The organism is Perlabentimonas gracilis (assembly GCF_011174675.1).
Lineage (GTDB): Bacteria > Bacteroidota > Bacteroidia > Bacteroidales > Tenuifilaceae > Perlabentimonas > Perlabentimonas gracilis.
On sequence record NZ_JAANIG010000029.1, the window covers coordinates 28538 to 47215 of the forward strand.

An 18678-nucleotide genomic window follows, 5' to 3' on the forward strand; every position below is an offset into this window, starting at 1 on the left:
TCATAGCCTATGATACTTCAATGTTGTAGCAAGTTTTCATTACTAATTACACATGAAATTTTAGTACTTTGAATAATGCCTTTTTGCCGAAAGTATCTTTGTTTCATTACTTACTATAGAAAAGGAAGGGTTGTGTAGTCGGGGAAAGGCAAATGAAATAAACCTAACGATTTGTTATGCGGAAGGGATTGTCCAAAAAGGGATGGTAGGGAGAATAAATGATTTATAATAGTATACAAGACCAATTTAGTGTTTTGCCTGTTTATTGTTTATGGGTTTGGTTACATAAAATCCGTCAGGTGAATATACATGTTGAGTAAATGGGAAAAAACTATGCGGGGCAAAGCGAATCTCACGCTTGCCCCGCATTACTTTTCGTTGCAGTTATTTCGTTTGCGAGCGTTCTACTTTAGCGTCACATCTAGATAAACTGAGTGTCGCCCGTAAGTGTCGTAAAAAGGTTTGAACTTAACACCCTCAATTGTAAACTCCAATTTTTTGGGGTCGCCAGTAATTGACTTGCTAATATCATTAGCATCTAGAGATACCTTACGCCATTCGTTTAATGGGGTAGATTCTTGAGCGGCGAGTAGAACTGGCCCGTAGAATAAACTTGCTATGTTTTGCTGATCCATAACGGGCTTAAGATAGAAGTGAAAGGGCATATGCAGATCAACAGTGTCGCCATTCTTCCAATTTCTTCTTAGGGTAAGGTACGTACCTGGAACAGCCTTAACTTTTTGGCTCTTGCCATTTATTTTCACATAGAATCCTTTACTAGCCCAATGCGGTACGCGGACACGAAGGTCAAATTTTCCTTTTCCTTCAATGGTTAAGCGTGTATGATCATCGTTTGGGTAGGAGGTTTCTTGGGTAATTGTAATATTTCTTTCTGTCCATTCTAAGGTAGAGGGGACATATAGATTTACATATAGAGCTTGGTTATCGGTGCTTCTAAAGTAGATTGAGTTGTGAAGCTTTGTATTGCTCTCAATGGCTGTTCCGTTACAGCAGGTAAATCCCTTCATATGCGGGTTGCCAAACTGTTTAATGGAACCTGGTCTCAACGGCACATGGTATGTATTTGCTGGAGAGTCCTCTGCAACGGATGCTAGAATATGATTGTAAAGTGCTTGTTCGTAGTAATCCATTAGCTCTGGACGCTGGTCGAAAAGGAATAGTTCCCGGGTTAGCTTTAGCATGTTGTAGGTAGCACACGTTTCATTCTGTCCACCTGCAGAGAACCCGTTTTCGTAAAGGGTTGCTGGTTGAGCAGTAAAGCACTCAGCATTAGCAGGATTGCTGGCTCCAGCAACTCCTCCAATATTATACATATAGTCGTTGGTAGCCATTCTCCAGAAGTTGTTGGCTATGTGGAAATACTCGGGGGCACCTGAGGAACGATACACTTCAAGTGCTCCGAGAATTTGCGGAATGTGTGTATTGGAGTGCAATCCCCTGAACATATCAACATTTTTGGCTAGTCCATGGGAACGATTGGAGTCACCAAAAAACATCCTAATATTATCGAAAATCTTTGCAGTTTCCAGGTATGTTGGATTGTTGGTCAACCTATACAATCGTGCCATGGCATCATTCATTCCCCCATATTCTCCAGCAATATATCTGTTCCACATGCTTATAAGGGTTTCTGTAGGTAGTTTGCTTAGACGGGCATATACCCAGTCGCTCATGCCTTTGGCCGTTTCTAATGCCATCTCATTGCCACACACCTCGTAAATATCCATCAATCCGGCAAGGATTTTATCTAATGTATAGTAGGGTGCCCATATTCTGGTATTGTCTGTTCCGTAGGTTGCACCATGCTCAAGCATGATAAACTGATCGGGTGGGTACGCACTAATATATCCTAGTCCCCAATTCCAGTAATCTGTTCTTATGCCATCCTCGCTTAGGTCTGAGTCGTAACCCAATTTGCCTGGGGCAGGGGGAACAGCCGTTGGGTCGGAAACAAAATCTCCGCCGGCTACACTGGGGTGTCCAGACATTTGGGCCAGTTCATAAAGCGTATTCACCATGTAGTCAATCTTTTGGAGAAAAGTTGCCTGGAGCGATGGATCGTAGGAAGCGCTCTCGTAGGCTTGGGCTAAGGCAGTTAGGTAATGCCCTGTTGCATGGCCGCGAAGTTTTGTTAGCTGGCTATCCCACACGCCCAAAGGTTCTGCACCTTTAGGTTGTGCTTGCCCAAAAGCGTTTCGGAACATGTAAAGGAAGTTGTCGGGATTGGTTTTAGCAAGAACGGTTACAAATTTATCGCGGTTTTCGATAAACTTGGTGTCGTTGTTTTCAAGATCAGTTTTTAGGATAACTCGATTCAGGCCAAAATCTCCCAAGGTTTGATTTGGGATGGTTATTTTTTTTGCTTCCGATACGGTAACAAAAGCAGTGGGCTGTATATGAGAGCCAGCGATCCTGCCTTTAACGGTGTAAGTACCTGGGGCAAGAACTTGCTTGTTATCCTCGGGTGCGGGCCAGATAACCCTTACGCTTGGCCCCTCAATGCCATCGCTGTAAACACCTTGTACATAAGCAGGAAGGCTGGGGAGATGCCCCACTGCTGTTTCCACTTTGATGTCGGGAACGCTTATTAGGTAAGCATTGTATAGCTGAGGAGTATTTTCGGAATACTTTGGAAGGCTGGGATCGGCTTCGTCTCGCACTCTAACGACAGGTTGATCCAGATTCAAGGCATTGGCATGAATTCTGGCTACTTGACCATTGTTTAAGGGAATACGGTAGATTCTAAAATCATGCAGCTTGGCATTTAGGTTTTTGTGGTTTGGGGCTATCGATTTTCCAATGTAGAGTTTATTGTTACTAACGGTTCTGTTGTCGAATAGATGCTGCAAGTTCACTGAAACATTACGAGTCTGACCCACTAGCATACCGTTTATATAACTACTAAGTGTTCTAGTGGGAATATTAATAACTACGGCTAAATGATTCCATTTATTCAATTCGAGGGCGGGAGTTTGAACCACAAACTTATCTTTTTCGGTTTGGATTTGCACCATATACCCTATCCCGTCGTTTTCCTTAACGGTTTCAGCTTGGAGGTGTAGCTGGCTATTTTGCCCAAAATCGAAAAGTACTTGGCCTACTTCTGATGAACGTAAGTAGATCCAGCCTGTGATGCTTAGTGATTCTAGCCCAGTAACGGATTCGCCAGGGATAGTTATAAATACTTCTTGATCTCCCGATAAGGATAGGACATCGCCAAACACGTTATCCTTCTCAAATCTGAAATCGGAACCTTGTATCCTTGAATGAAGGTTATTTCGAGACCAGTCGTTTAGGTCTCCTCGGAAGATATAGCGGGCATTCAAGTCCGTTTCCCCTATTCCATCAAGAATTTGGTCGCCGCCCTGCGCAAACACATGATTTGCACTCATAATACATAGACTGAGTATCAGTCCCAAAAACAACTTTGATGTTTTCATAATTGAGTTCATATTTAGGAATTTTAAAACAAATAATTAGTGTTGTTATCTCTAAAGCTTAAAAACTTACATTTATACCAAAGGCAAACGTGCGGGTGGTTGGGTATTTCTCCAAATCGTCAAAACCAGGAGCCATTCCAACAATGCTAACCTCGGGGTCGACACCCTTATAGCCGGTTATTGTAAACAGGTTGCTGGCCGAAGCGTATAGCCTTACATGCTGCACATATCGATTCTGTGCCTTACAGGTGTAACCAAGTGTAAGGTTGTCGAGCTTAAGGTAGTCGCCATTCTCAAGGTAATGGCTTACAAAAGCCAGAGGGCTTGAAAGGGTAACACCATCTATAGGATCGAAAGCCGAACTTAGAACATTGTAATAGGGTGCTCGCGTCGAATTTTCATAGTACATACGATAGGTGTTGATTAGTTGAAAACCAAATGCGCCGCGAAGCGACACGCTTAGGTCGAATGCCCGGTAGCGAAGCGTGTTAGTCCACGATAGGGTATGCTTCGGTACCCCGTTTCCAATATACTGTCTATCGTTATAATTAGCATCTAAAATTTCAACAATTTCCCCATCGGGTTTTTCTATTAGCCAGTCTCCCTGCTCATTAACGCCAACTGACTTATACCCCCAGAAACTTCCAATAGCCTTACCAACTTGGATTCGTTGGGAATGCACTCCAACAGGTTCAGAAAAATACCCAGCATCAATGTAATCGAGAGAGGTTTGAAGCTGGCTGCTATAAAGGGAGACTACCTTGTTTGCATTGGTTGAGTAAGCAACCATAGTATTCCAGCTTATGGCGTTGGATTGAGTTACGGCAAAATCAACAAGAATCTCGAGCCCAACATTCTCAATTTCAAAACCATTTGCAAGAATTCTATTAGTAAAGGCAGGAGGTGATTTAGTAAAATGTTCATAAACCAAATCGGAATTACTCTGCTTATAAAAATCTATCGACCCCGATAGCCGCTGGTTTAAGAGGCTAAAATCAACACCTATATTCTTCTCAACGCTTTGTTCCCATTTCAGGTTGGGATTGGGTGAATTTGCTGGCACAAGAGTTGGAATCCACTCCCCATTAATAAAAGCATTCGCCGAGACAGCATATATGGGAAGGTTAGGCTGCGAAAGTGAAGGTTGTAAACCGGTAACACCAATCCCAAATCGAACTTTTAAATCGTTAATGTAGCTAAAGGGGCTCATGAACGATTCCTGGCTTACGCGCCAGCCCAGCTGTACCGCCGGGAAGTGTCCCCAACGGTTAGATTCCCCAAAAGTAGAGGAGCCCTCGTACCGGTTACTTACCTGCAGCAGGTATTTACCGGAGTAACTGTAGTTAACCCGCCCAAAGAAACCGATGGTACGTGAGGGGGTTGACCATCCATTTACAGAGGTGTTCTCATCATATTGCCAACTAGCTGCACCTAGTTGGTTGAATCCCATTAGATTAATTGGCGATTTGATTTTACTCAAATTTAGCCCATCCATTGCAGAACTTGAATAGCTATACCCTCCCAGAACTCGGAACTCGTGATTGCCAATTGCCTTGCTATAACGTGTTGTAAACTCAAGAATGTCGTCGCGCGAGGTCGCTATACTATATGAATTGGTTCTACTTGTACCTATAGAATAAGGATGCTGCTTGGTTATGTAGTTGCCATTGGCTTGGCTACCCAGGCTTCGGGCCACAAACAGCTGCATATCCAAATTCTGTATGGGTTTGAAATTGATGCTCCCATAGAATCGTGCATTTCTATTCCTTTCGGGTATGGAGCATTCGGTGATCATGGCAACGGGATTGTATGTCAAATAAGGTATGGGGTAAAACCAGCTCCCATCATCATTTTTTAATGGCATGGTGGGATTATTTTTTAATGCCTGGTAGTATGCCTGCTCAAAATCGTTGTTCGATCGGTTTTCCATCCCGGCAATGGTTCCCATGCTAATGGTAATCTTATTGTCAAGCATAGTGTGCGTAAGGTTTAACCGAAACTTGGTTGACTCCCTAGCCGATTTAAGGAATATGCCCTCGTTCAGGTTGTAGTTAAGCGAACCAGAGTACCAAGTGTTGTTACTGCCGCCGCTAATGCTTATGTCATGCATCATGGTCATTGGGGTTCGGGTTATCTCCCTCAACAAATCGTTACTATCCCCATAATCGGTATAGTTGGTGACTCCCTGCTCGTTTAGTCGTCTAACATCCTGAGCGGTAAGAAAATCGGGTCTGCCCACAAGGCTCTCGGTACCAATGTGCGATCGATACTCGACCCTTAGGGGCGAGTTCCGATGCCCCCTGCGAGTGGTAACAATGAGTACCCCGTTGGCGGCACGGCTACCATAAATGGCCATGGCAGAACCGTCTTTTAGCACCTCTATGGTTTCAACATCCTGCGGGGCAATCGTATTCAGATCTCCGGGTATTCCATCGATTAGTATAAGCGGTGAACTACCTAACGAAAAAGATTTTGTTCCCCTTAAGCTGATTTCCACATTATCTAAAGGATTTCCGCTGGGCATATTAATGCTAAGACCTGGCACACGCCCCCTTAGCAGTTGCCCAATATCCCTAACAGGCCCTTGGGTAATCTGTTCTGAGCCAACGGATGAGATTGCACCAGTTACACTTGCTCGTTTCTGGGAATCGTAAACTATATTGACTTCTTGCTCAAGTCGATTTGAGGTAACTGAACTAGTATCATCTGTTGCTGTTTGGTTTGCTCCCGAATCGTTGGTATGAAGAAGGATATCCTGCTTGGCAACAAGAGTATCGAGAATAGCCTCAACAGTAAGTAAAACTTGGTTGGGGCTACTTGTCATCTTTGAAATTTCCTTAACATATCCGCCCGTTGGGGTATATGACGGGATTTGGGTTTGACCAATAGTTTCCCCATTAGCAGCTATATGTAAGAATGCCAGGCAAGCAGTAAAACAAACTACGATAATCTGTTTATGATTGGAATGCATTCCGCTTACTTTTGCTAATGATTTGGAAACTATTGCTTTCATTTGTAGGGTTTAGGTTAAGGGTGACCTCTGATTATAAATGCTATTTTGCCCTTAGGATGGCAGCGTACCCACCTCCAGGTTTCATATCGATGGTAATCGTGTCGTTGGGTGTTAGCGTCTTAGCTGTTTTTTTATAGTCTGGTGCATACCTGTCGGCATTAATGCCATCGCTCATAATGGTGGCCTCAAAGGTCCCTTTTAAAAATGACAAGGGAAGTTCAAAGGATCGAGGAGTCCAATCGGTCATAGCTGCAATAAACCAATCGTTTCCCTTTCGGCGTGCGATAACAACGTAATCGCTTATTTTAGCCTTGAAAACTCTGGTTTCATCCCAAGTTGTTGGGATTTGTGCGATGAAATCGGTACACTCCTGTTCCCTGATGTAGGTCGATGGCGACTCGCACATCATCTGTAGGGGGGCATCGTATAGTATAAACATTGCAAGCTGATGACAGCGTGTGCCTTGGCTCATGGGTCGATCGTAGCTTATGGCAAAGTTACCCTTAGTGGTATTAATCATAGAGCCTGGAGTATAGTCCATTGGGCCAGCAGCCATTCTTATGAAGGGTATGGTTAGGTTATGGTCGGGCGTTAAGTGGTCGGACCACTTATTGTGTTCCCCGCCTTTTACTCCCTCAAAATTCACCACATTGGGATATTTTCGTTGCAAACCTGCTGGCTTGAAGCTGCCATGGAAATTGACCAGAAGCTCAAGGCTGGCTGAGATTGCTGCTATTTTTTCGTATGAGCTAACCATAGCCTGATCCGAGCGTTGCATGAAGTCCACTTTAATGCCTTTTGCCCCCCACGATTGATAAATCTGCAATATTTCTTCAGTATTTTCGTCCAAAGGTTTCCAAAGTACCCAAAGGATAATGCCTACATTTTTACTTTTTGCATAGTTAATAAGCCACTTCACATCCATTTCTGGATTAAAATCGAGAATTTCTGTGGTGCTTTTGGTCCATCCCTCGTCGAGGATTACATACTCAATGCCATTGTCGGAGGCAAAGTCGATAAAGTATTTGTAGGTTTGGGTGTTTAACCCCGATTTAAAGTCCACTCCGTAAATATTGTTAGCATTATACCAGTCCCAAGCCACTTTACCAGGCTTTATCCATTGGGGGTTTTTAATTTCCGATGGTTCGCCAAGTTGGTATGCAAGAGTATTGGTTAAGATTTCGCTATCGTTGCTGGCAATAAGAAAAACCCTCCAAGGGAATTTACGAGGCGATTCAACAACAGCAATGTAATCGGCTTCGAGCGTTATTACTTGGTTCCGGTCGGGGGAACGGTTGCTGTTTGGAATGGCTTCGAGCACATACTTTGGAAATTGCGATACAAAACCTTGCTTGCCACTATCTTTCCGAAGAAACATGTTGGGATAGTGGCTCAGCGCAGTTTCGGTAAATACCACTTTGCTACCATTTGACAATTCGAACATAACGGGAAGGCTACAGAAATCGACTTCGTCGATACTGGTTATTGGGATTCGAGGGTACGAGTTCTCATTGTGAGAATACATTGACTGCTCCTTCGGAAACCAAGAACTGGTTCCTTGCGGAAATTGCAAATTGAGCGGCTCATCCTCTACCTGTAAAGTGGACTTGGAGCTTGTTCCAAAAGCATACGCCAGGCCGTTGTTGTATGCCCTAAACTCTAGGGATAGTCCATTGTTGAGAGTTAAAGCTAACTCGTTATAATGGTCTAAAATTTCACTAAACTTATAGGGAACCTCGGGCTTAATGGTGTTTTTAACTTCTTTCTGCTTCGCGTTTCTTACCTTTCCTTGGCTTGCTCGTACTCCGTTCTTAAGCACTATATCAATGGGAGATTCGTCAACTACTATAGCTCCGTTAAGCTTTGCACTCCAAACTATTCCCTTGTTAACCTTTACCGATACTTCTATGCTTTTATCGGGAGAAAACAATTTATATTCTTTTGCTAGTGAATTGTTTGCTACAAGTGTTAGTAGTATTACACTTAACGATAAATTGCGAATTGTTAGCATGGTATTGAGTTTATTATGGCGTTGTACACCTTATGTTTTAATGGCTAATTCAGCTTATAAAGGGTTTCCTTGCTAACAGATGGGTTACTCTCAGAAACAACTGACAACCTCACTGTTGCGTTGGGTGAAGCGTTTACATCCTTAGAGAGATAAACCGAGATTCGGTCTTCATGGCCCTGTTTAACAGCGACTAGCTCATTAAGCAGCTGAGCCTTATAGCCATCGCCTTCAACTACTTCTGCTTTTACTCGGTAAATATCGTACAGCAGGTGCCTTGCCACATCGCCAGATGGATGAACACTTGACATGTCTGCGACTGGGCGATCATCGTTCCTAATTGTGAAATCGAGCCTTTTTATCCCCTTTGAAGTTGAAACCTGCTTTGGGTTTTCGAGTAAGAATGAACGAGTACGCTCTTTTTCACCATCAAGCGAGCGTACTCCAAGCGAATACGACAGGATTCCTTGGCTGGAGCGGTGTATGTCAATAACATAGAAATGCAAACCGTTAGGTTCGTCAACAAATTCAAATTTGCTTCCCGAATTTAGCCCGGCATGGAATAGGGCATCGTTAAGCTGGCGATAATCGGCAACGGTCCGCATAACCTTTGAGCCATCTGGTCTGACGAAATCAACCATATTGATATCCTCAGGATTAGCATCAATTACCCAGTTGAAAAGGTTGAATGAGTTAGGGCCACCACTATGCCCTTCTTTATCTTTGTTTAAAGCCAGAAGCACCCCATTGTCAGGGCAGAATGAGTCGTACCCAATTCTTTGCACCACTTCCATGGAGTAGAAATTGTAGGTAGGTACGCCAGGAGACATTGGGTTTGTTGCTGGATCTGAGGCTGGGGTTCTGTCGTGGGGTAAATCCCCATCGAGCCTTACAATTAAACCCGCATACGAATCCAAAAGGGGTTCAACTGCTCTGGCGGTAACATTTGCCACAACGGTTCCCGTTTCTACAAGTCCATCACGGCTAAGAATAAGCACATCGTTAGGAGAAATAAAGTCGATAGCCATTCTGTTGCGCAGCATAAGGCCAGCAGGCATTGCTGCGCCAGCAATAGGTGGAACTACCCAGCGCATATGGGGGCCTCCCGGGCCATTAAAACTTCCCCGATCCATCATATCCCAAGGACCCGATCCTGCTCTGCGGTAAGGGGTAACATAAGGATTGTTATTATTATCGCCTATGCGGAACTTTAAATGGCCAATTTCATGGGTAATTGTCCCAGAGTTTTCTCCTTGCCGCATCGATGAAATCCCCCATTGCATTTGAGCTGCTTTCCATGAGGTCCACTCCACGTATCGGGTAGCTGCCCATCGGGGTTTGTCGGGGTTAGGATTGCCCCACTCAGCAGGAATATCCTCCTTTGACAAGAACTTCATCTCACCAAACTCCTGCCAAATACCTGTCTCGTCGTAACCTGCATATATTCTAAGTATAGCATCGTAGTTCTTGCGCAGATCTCCAACATCGGCTATCCACAACGAGTCCACATCGGGCTCCATTCTATTATTCACCACGCTACCATCGGGAGTGAACTCATTTTGCCCCCACTCGCTCAATCCGTACTCCCATAGATTTTTGGGCATTCGGTAGGGGCCATAGGGCACTAGCTCAGTAACGCCAAATTTCCCCCTAGACTGCTCCATCCAGTAGCCGTTAATGGTTTGGCCATTGTTTACAGCACTGGGTTTGAGGAAGAAATCGGCGTAAAACTGAGGGATTTCTTCCCTGCTCACCGGATCTATTTGGGGGTTCCCAAATAGATCAGAATGCTTAGGAAGGGTCATGACAAAAGGCTGGTCGTCAAAGTCAACTGCTACAAGAGCGATACGATACCCTTTTTCGGGTTTTAGAGTTGGATCGGCCCAGCTAATTCCTGGGATTGGTTTATAGTCGGCCCAGGTCATGTCGTCTTGGTCAACCACTACCATTGGATCTATAGGAGCAAGAACAATATCAGCATCCTTCGGCTGACAAGCAGTGAATGCTAGCCCTAGGAGAAACATCATTTTGCATCTACTAAGTGAACTTAATTTTAACTTCATCATTGTTAGGAATTAATTTCAAAAACATAAACGATATGCTATAAGCTACTTATGTACTAACTCTATTTTGCTTACCACTTCGGAAAGAGGAACAACATAGGTGTCGCGATCCTTAGCGTAAGTACCTTTTGGTCTATATATTCCAATCCGGGAGATCCGCTTAGGCTGTTCTATCCTTAGCAAAGCGTTGGGAGTATGGCTATCGGTTGGCTCCAAATATAGGGTTACAGTTCCCTTAGACACATTGAAATCGACTTTATCAATACGGCCTGCATCCAGGGTTAACCATAGCCCCAAGGGGGTGATAAATAGCCTTGAACGGGAAGCGGTGGTTGGAAAGATGCTTATAATCTTCTTGTTTTGAACTAGGTTTCCGCCAAAACTTAGCCACCCAAATTCCTCGTGGTTTGTGACGTAGGTGCCAGAATTTACTGAGTAGCCAAAGAAGTTAGGCCCGTAATCACCATTGATACCATCAATCCGAAGTGTTGAGGGAAAAGAGTGAAATGCTGCTGGAGCAAATCCTTCCTGAGTAATATTAGCAATGGATCCCATAAGTCCAGCATGGCCAACCCTAAGTAGATAGAAATCGTCTGGGTTTTCCCGATACTCTGATAGAACAGGAATCGCGTTTAGTCCCGAACCATAGTGATGAAGTTGGCGTTCAATCCGACTGAGCTTACCAGCATATACAAAATCCCAGTATCGACGAGCACTGCCGTTATACCCCCAGTGTGGTAGCGTGGGCATATAGGCTAAAATGGCATTTAGTGTTACATTGGCCTTTTCATGATAACCAAAATATTTCGACCATGCGTATACTTCTTCCTGTCCAGTTGAATCCCACGGCATCTCACTTCCAAATGGGTATGAAAGCGAATCCCAAACGTCGGCACGTGCTTTCATAACCTGCTCCAGTTTTTGAGCCATTTCGGTCATCCCCTCTCGATGTAGATCTAGGAGAATCAGTAGAAAAATTGTTCCCTCCATTTGACCAAACTGAGCATAGTAGGGTGCTTGTTCAACCATAGCAATTGATGTATGAAAGGCATTCTCGAGATACCATTGCCATGACTCGTTCGCGGGGTAATCGTTATAAAACCTAGCCATACGATAGAATACCCAGTGAGCTGCTGCTACGTGCGGGTAGTTGTATGATCTACCAACCGATGTGGCTTCTTTTCGATTCCAGGCAGACCATGTGCTGTAGTTTACATCGGGGCTGTAGGTTCCATCTGGGAATTCGTCGGGTTCGTACATAAAGAGGCTCTTGCGTACCCCATACTTATTGTCCCCTTCGCTATTCTGAATCCCTCCCCACAGGGTTTCATGCATAAATCGTTGGAGTTTCTCCAGCTCCTGTCTATCGGGTACCACCAGTTGCTTCATAATAGCTGCTAGCCATGAACCTGCACCGCCCTCATCGCTTAATCCAGCAATCCAAGCTCGGCTATCCTCAAGGACTAAGTCCATCTTCTCGTAGTCAAATGTCATTACTGAAGGGGAGCGCCCAAACGGATCATCTGGATTATTGTACCACTGCTGATTGGTTAGAAATGAGCCCATATCTGCAATCACCTGCTCTTCCGGTTTAATAACCTTGTAGTTAATCGTTTGTCTTACCCCATCGACATACGTTACAGTTAACCGGGCTCTTCCCCAATCAACACCCTTTACATCGAAGCTGTACCAACCGTTACTTGTTGAGGTTTGCTGATTAATTACAAGTGCTCCAGCAGGCTCAACGTCAATTGATCGAATTGCCTGATGATAGTTCAGTAGTAGCCTAGCATTCACGTCAGTTGGAAGGGCATACCCGGGAACCCCAACTGCAACGGGCCTTTTATGTTGCAAAAGGGTTGTCTCAATGCTACGAACGGATTCGCTTAGCACGAATTTCAATGCATAATCCCTGCTTTCGCCTGGTAGCAGACGGTAGGAGGTGGGGCTATTCCAAGGTACGGCTTCGCTCCAGTCTGTTTCAGCATGAGCACGGCTGTGGATCATCCATTCATGAAACCCTTCGAATGTAACACCTTTGGGGGTAGGGTCGTCGAGTAAGGGACCGTACGCTTCAAATGGTGCGTTTTGATGTGGCATAACCAGCAGTAAAGGCCCTTGCCCATGCAGCCTAACCACCTGAAGGTATCCTGCATCTTGCCCTATGTATGGATCGTAGAATACACATTCGGCATGGGCTTGGTCGAGTCCTTTGCCATGTAGTATATTGTTGAATACCATAGGGATTCCTAGAGATCCGATTTCTACTGGCGAGGTGGAATTGTTTGTTAGGTTAAAACGCAGTACCAAGGCATCGCCATCACGCTCCCAACTTCGTATGATTTGCAGGGGCATATCCGCAGGAAAGGTGTTCCTTAGATTGGCCACTGCCAGCTGTGACCCTTTTGGCGTTATGGCCAAAATATTTGCCCTGTTAGAAGCCGAGGAGTAAGACTTCCACTCTCTCGATTCACCCTGCCTGATGCGCAGAGTGATATCGCCTAAATGGTACATATTATTCCGACTGCGGAAATCTAGGACATCACCAGGAGAAAAATCAAAACCAGATGCTTTTTTAGGTTCAAGTTGTGCAATGGTTTGAGATGACTTTAATAGCTTAATGTTAAATTCAGCAGTTTGTACCTCAATGCTACCTTGCTCATGCCCCAGTACTTTTGGCTGGTCAGTAAACCTGTTCCATACCGATTGACTCGTAGAAGTAAATGGTAGCAAAAGCAGTAAGCCGAATGCTAAACTCTTTGTTACTTTTCTTTTCATATTTGTTGTTTATTAATTGTAATTCGTTGGCAAAAACTAAAACTCAATTCTGTAAATACAACAGTTATCACCTTTTAAAACTGATGATATAATCGAAGCACTGACAGGTAATTCAAGTACTACTGAAAACATCTTCTCAGCAAAACCTTCGGAGCAGTAACACATCGTTGAACCGGCTATGGGATTCGGTGTTTTAATCATTGGGCAAACGCAATAGCTTTTGTTCTCATTCGCAATAATCGTTCTAGCTAGCTTGTTGTAGCTAATTCTCCACCCCCATGTTTTCTCAAGAAAGTCTATAAAACTCTCAATATTCCCAACATAGGGTTTTAATAGCATATCCATTGAAAGATGCTCATAGTGAGCTTCTGCGCATGATTTCAGAATTGACTTAATCCTATCTTGGCTAAGATTTGCATCCAAACTCGAAAGCAATGAAGCAACCCAAGCGTGGTGAATTTTTCGAGAATCATTATCATTCACGTCGTCCAGAACCTTGCAAACAGAATATTCATTAGTCATACCAACCGCATTTAGACCTCCCATGCAAATCCCAAAGGCACAAGCTTTCTGAAGGAACTCCTTTCTACTTAAGTGGCTCATATCCTAATCAAATTTTTAAGGTTGCTTAATGCTGCTCACTGATGTTTAGAAATGTATTCTCACGTTTTTTCTTCTAATCCACCATATTCCAGTCGGGTGTAGCTAGGTGAAGTAGATGTTTTACAAAGAAATCTCGCTTTTTTCGCTCCCCATATTTACCCCCCGATCCATGGCCCTGCCCAGGGAAGATAAGGAACTCAAAATCTTTATTGGCCTTAATAAGTGCATTAACCACCTGAAGCGTGGACGATGGGTCAACATTATTATCCATTTCACCCACGGTGAGTAGCAGTTTTCCTTGCAGCTTGTGGGCATTCACCACGTTCGACGATTCATCGTAGTGAGGGCCAATGGGGTATCCCATCCATTGCTCATTCCACCATATTTTATCCATACGGTTGTCATGGCATCCTACAGACGAAACGGCCACTTTGTAAAATTCGGGATGAAACAGCAGCGCTCCCATAGCATTCTGGCCACCGGCCGAACCTCCAAAGATGCCCACTCTTTCCGCATCCATATAGGGATATTTTTTTGCTGCCGCTTTCATCCAGAGTATACGATCGGGGAAACCTGCATCCTTTAGGTTCTTCCAGCAAACATCATGAAATTCCTTGGATCGATGGGAAGTGCCCATCCCATCAATTTGCACGATGATGAATCCGAGCTCAGCCATCGCACTAAAATGCCCGAACGAAGGACGAAACGTTTTGGGGACGTGCGCGGCATGGGGGCCTGCATAGATAGCCTCGATAATGGGATATGATTTCCTCGGGTCAAAGTTTGTGGGGCGATAAATGTTACCCCAGATATCCGTTTTTCCATCTCTCCCCTTTGCCACAAAAACCTCTGGGGTTTTCCATCCCTTGTCGATTAGGTCAGAAATATCGGCCTTTTCAAGCTCCATGACTACTTTTCCATCGGTTGTTTGCCGAAGAACCGTTGTGGGGGGCATATCGATACGGGAGTAATTGTCGACAAATAGTGTGAAATCAGATGAAAATGTGGCCGAATGCTGGGCATTCTCAGGTGTTAGCTCAATTAACTCGGTTCCATCGAAATTCACGCGGTAGTACTTTACCAAGTATGGATCCTCGTTCTGGTTTCGCCCTGAGCCCCTGAAAACAATGTATCGCTCATCATCGTTCACGTAGTCAACTCCCCTTACAACCCAATGGCCTTTGGTTATCTGATTCTTTACTGTCCCACTGTTACCCTCGAAAAGGTATAGATGATTCCACCCATCACGCTCCGAGGCCCAAATTATTTCTTGTCCATCGTTTACATCGTGGCGATAGCGCTTCCCGCTATAGTCGAAAAACGTGGAGGTTTGCTCGTCTATAAGTATACTAACCTGTCCATTGGAGGCGTTAACTTCAACCACTTGGTAAGCTTGATGCCCCCGCTGATTGAACTCGAATGTGAAAGCTCTGCTGTCATTGCGCCATTCCGGTGTACTAACCCTGTACTGGTGTTCAAATTGTTGAGTATCTACCTCAATTTTCTTTTTCTGCTCAACATTAAAAAGAGATGGTTTACGAATCTGAAGAGCATCACCAGGTTTTGGGTATTCCAAATCGTGGTATTTAGGTTGGAGTTGATCTTCAGGTGACGACTCAATAAAGTGGATTACTCGCACATAGGGTTTGCGTATTTTATTTACCGCTATGTATTTCGAGTTTGGCGACCACTGAATATAGGTTGAATAGTACTCTCCCTCAGAGCCATCGAACGATAGCTGGTATTCCTGTTTCGTTTTTCGATTTTTGATGTAGATGTTAAAATTCTTGGTGTATGCTACCCAAAGGCTATCGGGCGATTTGGATTCGGTATTCTTTAGTTCGTGATCTACCGCCGCCCAATGACGTTGGTTTTGCTTTCGTGGCTTGAAGTCGGTATCCTTGTTTAACCTCTTTGATTTCAGGTTGAGCACCCATTTTTCTGAATCTAAAAGGAACTCCATTTCCGTAAGGGTCTTGTTGAAGGATATTTCCCTTAGTGGTAAGTCAAAAGGCTTGTATTCCTTACCCGTTTCTTTACTAAGCCGTTCGGCCAGCTTAAAGTGGTCAAAAGCAGGCTTTCTTGTGAGTTTCACTCCATCAACAAGAAAATACTCCTTGCCCCTACGGGTTTGAACTTCATACCAAAATGATGATGTGCTTTCTACCCAGGTTGGAGTTAGGAAGGCGTTGTATACTAATTTGCCAAACGTATCAGCTGAGTCGGCTCTGAGGTAATCATCAGCCGTTAGCTGTGAAAAGGTGTTGGTTGTTGAAAGGGCAATAAGAATAAACCCTAAGGCTTTAAGAAAAAATTTCATAATAGCTGTTCTTTAGATGATGATTGATCAAGTTCAAATTTGAAAATGCAAGCGCTCATGGCTGGTACCTCAATAGAATTTCTCGATATGCTAAACCGTTTCTGTTTTTCCACAATCTTAAAAGCTTCAATCTCATTGTATGCATAACGATCCGGCCCTGTTATTACAAAGAGTTGTCCTTTTTGGGGCATATTGTTCTGCCGAAAATCCAGCCGCAAATTTTGCTCTTTATCCGTGGCATTTATTACTGATATGGCGAGGTGTTTTCGATCCTTTGTAAGTGCAGCAGATACGTCGAGTGGCGCTGTATTGCCTGATAATTCAACAGGAATACTACCAAACTCCCTGCGGTAAAGTTGAAGAACCTCACCAGTCCCCTCCATGAACACGTCGGTAGAGGTTGCCTTAATGGCTCCAATAACATTCACGGTTTGAGCGTAGTTTGCCATGTAATAAATATCGGATTGTCGCATAAACTCGTTGATCCCTGCTGCAATACCAAGAGCATCTTGAAGAAAGTACCTAGTTCCAAGCAAACCATGAACATGGGGACCATACCAGTAGTTCCACTCATCAAGGGCAATTAGTATATTCTTTTCATCCAAGCCAACTATTTCCCTTCGGGCACGCCTATGCTCATCGGCAATGTAGCGAATGGCATCTGGGATTTGCTTCACATGAGTCATAAGTCCCCCGGCGTGCCAATCCTGACGGTAAAAATGCTCGCTGATGTAGGTCATCTTATCTGCACAATGGGTGTACATCATATTGTTCCAATGCCCTGGATAACCCACGGCGATGAGCTCAATGGTTGGGTCAACGGCCCACATTAGCCGTGCCGTTTCGTTATGCTTTTTCACATACTCATCAATGGGCATCACTCCAAGCTGCCAATCGCCAAACATCTCATTGCCCACCGCCCAGAGCTTAACATCATAGGGGTTTGTGTGACCATTGGCTGCTCTTAATTTCCCCATTGGGCTTAGAGGACTTCCGTTTACGTATTCAACCATTTCAGCTGCAAGTTTAGGAGTCCCTAACCCAGTATTAACAGCAATATTTGCTTCGGTTTTTAAAATTTGACATAAACGCATAAACTCATCAATGCCCACATCGTTGGGTTCAATGCCATCCCAAGCCGCCTCGTAACGAGTTGGGCGTTTATCTCTGTCGCCAATACCATCTTTCCAGTTGTAGCCGCTTACAAAGTTTCCTCCAGGCCACCTGTAAATAGGCGAGTTCAGCCTTTTCATTTGTGCTAAAACATCTGGACGAAAACCGTCTATATTGTTTGCTGGCATCAACGATATGGCCCCTATGCGAACCAGCCCTTTCCCCTTTGGGATAATACTTAACTGGCCCTGCTCTGTTTTGGCATCTGAAATAAAGGCTAATGGGATAGTATGATACCCATCCATATCGATGTTGTTAATAATACATCGATCGGCCTGATGCTCTTCGTCTCCCCAGGTTAGCGCCACCTCGATGGGCAACGCGTCAGCACTGGCCCATAAGGCGATATGTCCATAATACTCCATCTGCTCCAGTAACCCTAGCCGACTTTGCAAAATCCCATTGCTCTGCTTGGTTGTATTGTTAATCACAACGCTTTGTTCACCAGTGTATGGCCTCTTTTTGTCCAGATACACCAAGGAGGTGTCACCCAAAACCTTCCAAGGAGATTTCTGGTGCCCAGGTTTGTAGAAGAACTTCCGATCGCTTATAACCTCTGCCCAAATGCCGCCATAGATACATTTTCCCATATGCTCGATAAACTGCCCGTAAATGTAGTCGTTCATAGGGTGCAATGTCTTCTGAATATCTATAGTTGCTTCTGGGAGTAGGGTTTTTGAGGACATCCTCTCGAGATAAATCTCATCAAAATACACCCTACCCTTTGCTTGGGATTCTTTTCCTAGAACACACTCAATAAAGGCACTGTCGTCACCTTCGGTGTCAAAAAATATCTCCACATAGGTCCACGGGGTATTTCCTGCATAAACCTTATTCCCTTCTGTGGTTAGCCTTCCGACCCTAAACCCTGCCCCTCCACCAGGTTTGCCCGGCACTACCTCCTCGGTTTTGATCCACCCTGAGAGCCTGTACCTTGAGTATGGAGTTACGGGCTGATTTACGTACCACCGAGAGTATGTAAGGGAATCGGCGTCGATGATAAGAGCCATAAACTTTGACCTATCGGAACGATCAAAGGAGTAATGCTGTTGCTTACTCCAATACTCTTTATTCCAAATTGATGGAATAGTGTCGGAAGTGGATAGTGCTGAAAGAAGCCACTGGCTTTGTCTCTTTGACGGGTCTCCGCATGATGTTGAAAATATGAGCAGTATACCCGATATTATCGTCAGCATATATTTCCACGACGATAGGACAGAGAAAGAGGTGGGGCAGATAAATTTTGACTTTTCCATAAT

Annotated in this window: 8 protein-coding genes; all 8 read right to left on the bottom strand. The window is 44.3% G+C overall.

Annotation, left to right across the window (positions count from 1 at the left end):
- Positions 1 to 404: 404 nt before the first annotated feature.
- Positions 405 to 3413, bottom strand: a complete 3009-nt coding sequence (locus G8O23_RS12475) for a beta-L-arabinofuranosidase domain-containing protein (protein ID WP_219932509.1) — start codon at positions 3411 to 3413, stop codon at positions 405 to 407.
- A gap of 106 nt (positions 3414 to 3519) precedes the next feature.
- Positions 3520 to 6474 (bottom strand): SusC/RagA family TonB-linked outer membrane protein, encoded by a 2955-nt coding sequence (locus G8O23_RS12480; protein ID WP_166365320.1) that lies wholly within the window; start codon positions 6472 to 6474, stop codon positions 3520 to 3522.
- A 40-nt stretch (positions 6475 to 6514) separates the two neighbouring features.
- Positions 6515 to 8485 carry a glycoside hydrolase family 97 protein gene (locus tag G8O23_RS12485; RefSeq protein ID WP_166365322.1) on the bottom strand — a complete coding sequence of 657 codons (1971 nt, stop codon included), beginning with the start codon at positions 8483 to 8485 and terminating at the stop codon, positions 6515 to 6517.
- 44 nt (positions 8486 to 8529) lie between these two features.
- Positions 8530 to 10509, bottom strand: coding sequence for a metallopeptidase domain-containing protein (locus tag G8O23_RS12490; protein WP_166365324.1), 1980 nt, complete (start codon positions 10507 to 10509; stop codon positions 8530 to 8532).
- An 81-nt stretch (positions 10510 to 10590) separates the two neighbouring features.
- Positions 10591 to 13323, bottom strand: a complete 2733-nt coding sequence (locus tag G8O23_RS12495) for a DUF5695 domain-containing protein (RefSeq protein WP_166365326.1) — start codon at positions 13321 to 13323, stop codon at positions 10591 to 10593.
- 36 nt (positions 13324 to 13359) lie between these two features.
- A complete protein-coding gene (locus tag G8O23_RS12500) occupies positions 13360 to 13926 on the bottom strand; it encodes a DUF6144 family protein (protein WP_166365328.1) in 567 nt (188 codons plus the stop codon).
- Between the two features lie 73 nt (positions 13927 to 13999).
- Positions 14000 to 16246: a S9 family peptidase gene (locus G8O23_RS12505; protein WP_166365330.1), complete on the bottom strand. Its 2247-nt coding sequence runs from the start codon at positions 16244 to 16246 to the stop codon at positions 14000 to 14002.
- A complete protein-coding gene (locus G8O23_RS12510; protein WP_166365332.1) occupies positions 16243 to 18675 on the bottom strand; it encodes an alpha-L-arabinofuranosidase C-terminal domain-containing protein in 2433 nt (810 codons plus the stop codon). Before G8O23_RS12510 ends, G8O23_RS12505 begins: the two co-directional genes overlap by 4 nt.
- Positions 18676 to 18678: the final 3 nt, after the last annotated feature.

Coding starts and splice junctions, on each gene's coding strand:
- G8O23_RS12485 (WP_166365322.1), bottom strand. CDS start 8,485: ATGCTAACAATTCGCAATTTATCGTTAAGTGTAATACTACTAACACTT.
- G8O23_RS12500 (WP_166365328.1), bottom strand. CDS start 13,926: ATGAGCCACTTAAGTAGAAAGGAGTTCCTTCAGAAAGCTTGTGCCTTT.
- G8O23_RS12510 (WP_166365332.1), bottom strand. CDS start 18,675: ATGGAAAAGTCAAAATTTATCTGCCCCACCTCTTTCTCTGTCCTATCG.
- G8O23_RS12495 (WP_166365326.1), bottom strand. CDS start 13,323: ATGAAAAGAAAAGTAACAAAGAGTTTAGCATTCGGCTTACTGCTTTTG.
- G8O23_RS12505 (WP_166365330.1), bottom strand. CDS start 16,246: ATGAAATTTTTTCTTAAAGCCTTAGGGTTTATTCTTATTGCCCTTTCA.
- G8O23_RS12480 (WP_166365320.1), bottom strand. CDS start 6,474: ATGAAAGCAATAGTTTCCAAATCATTAGCAAAAGTAAGCGGAATGCAT.
- G8O23_RS12490 (WP_166365324.1), bottom strand. CDS start 10,509: ATGATGTTTCTCCTAGGGCTAGCATTCACTGCTTGTCAGCCGAAGGAT.
- G8O23_RS12475 (WP_219932509.1), bottom strand. CDS start 3,413: ATGAGTGCAAATCATGTGTTTGCGCAGGGCGGCGACCAAATTCTTGAT.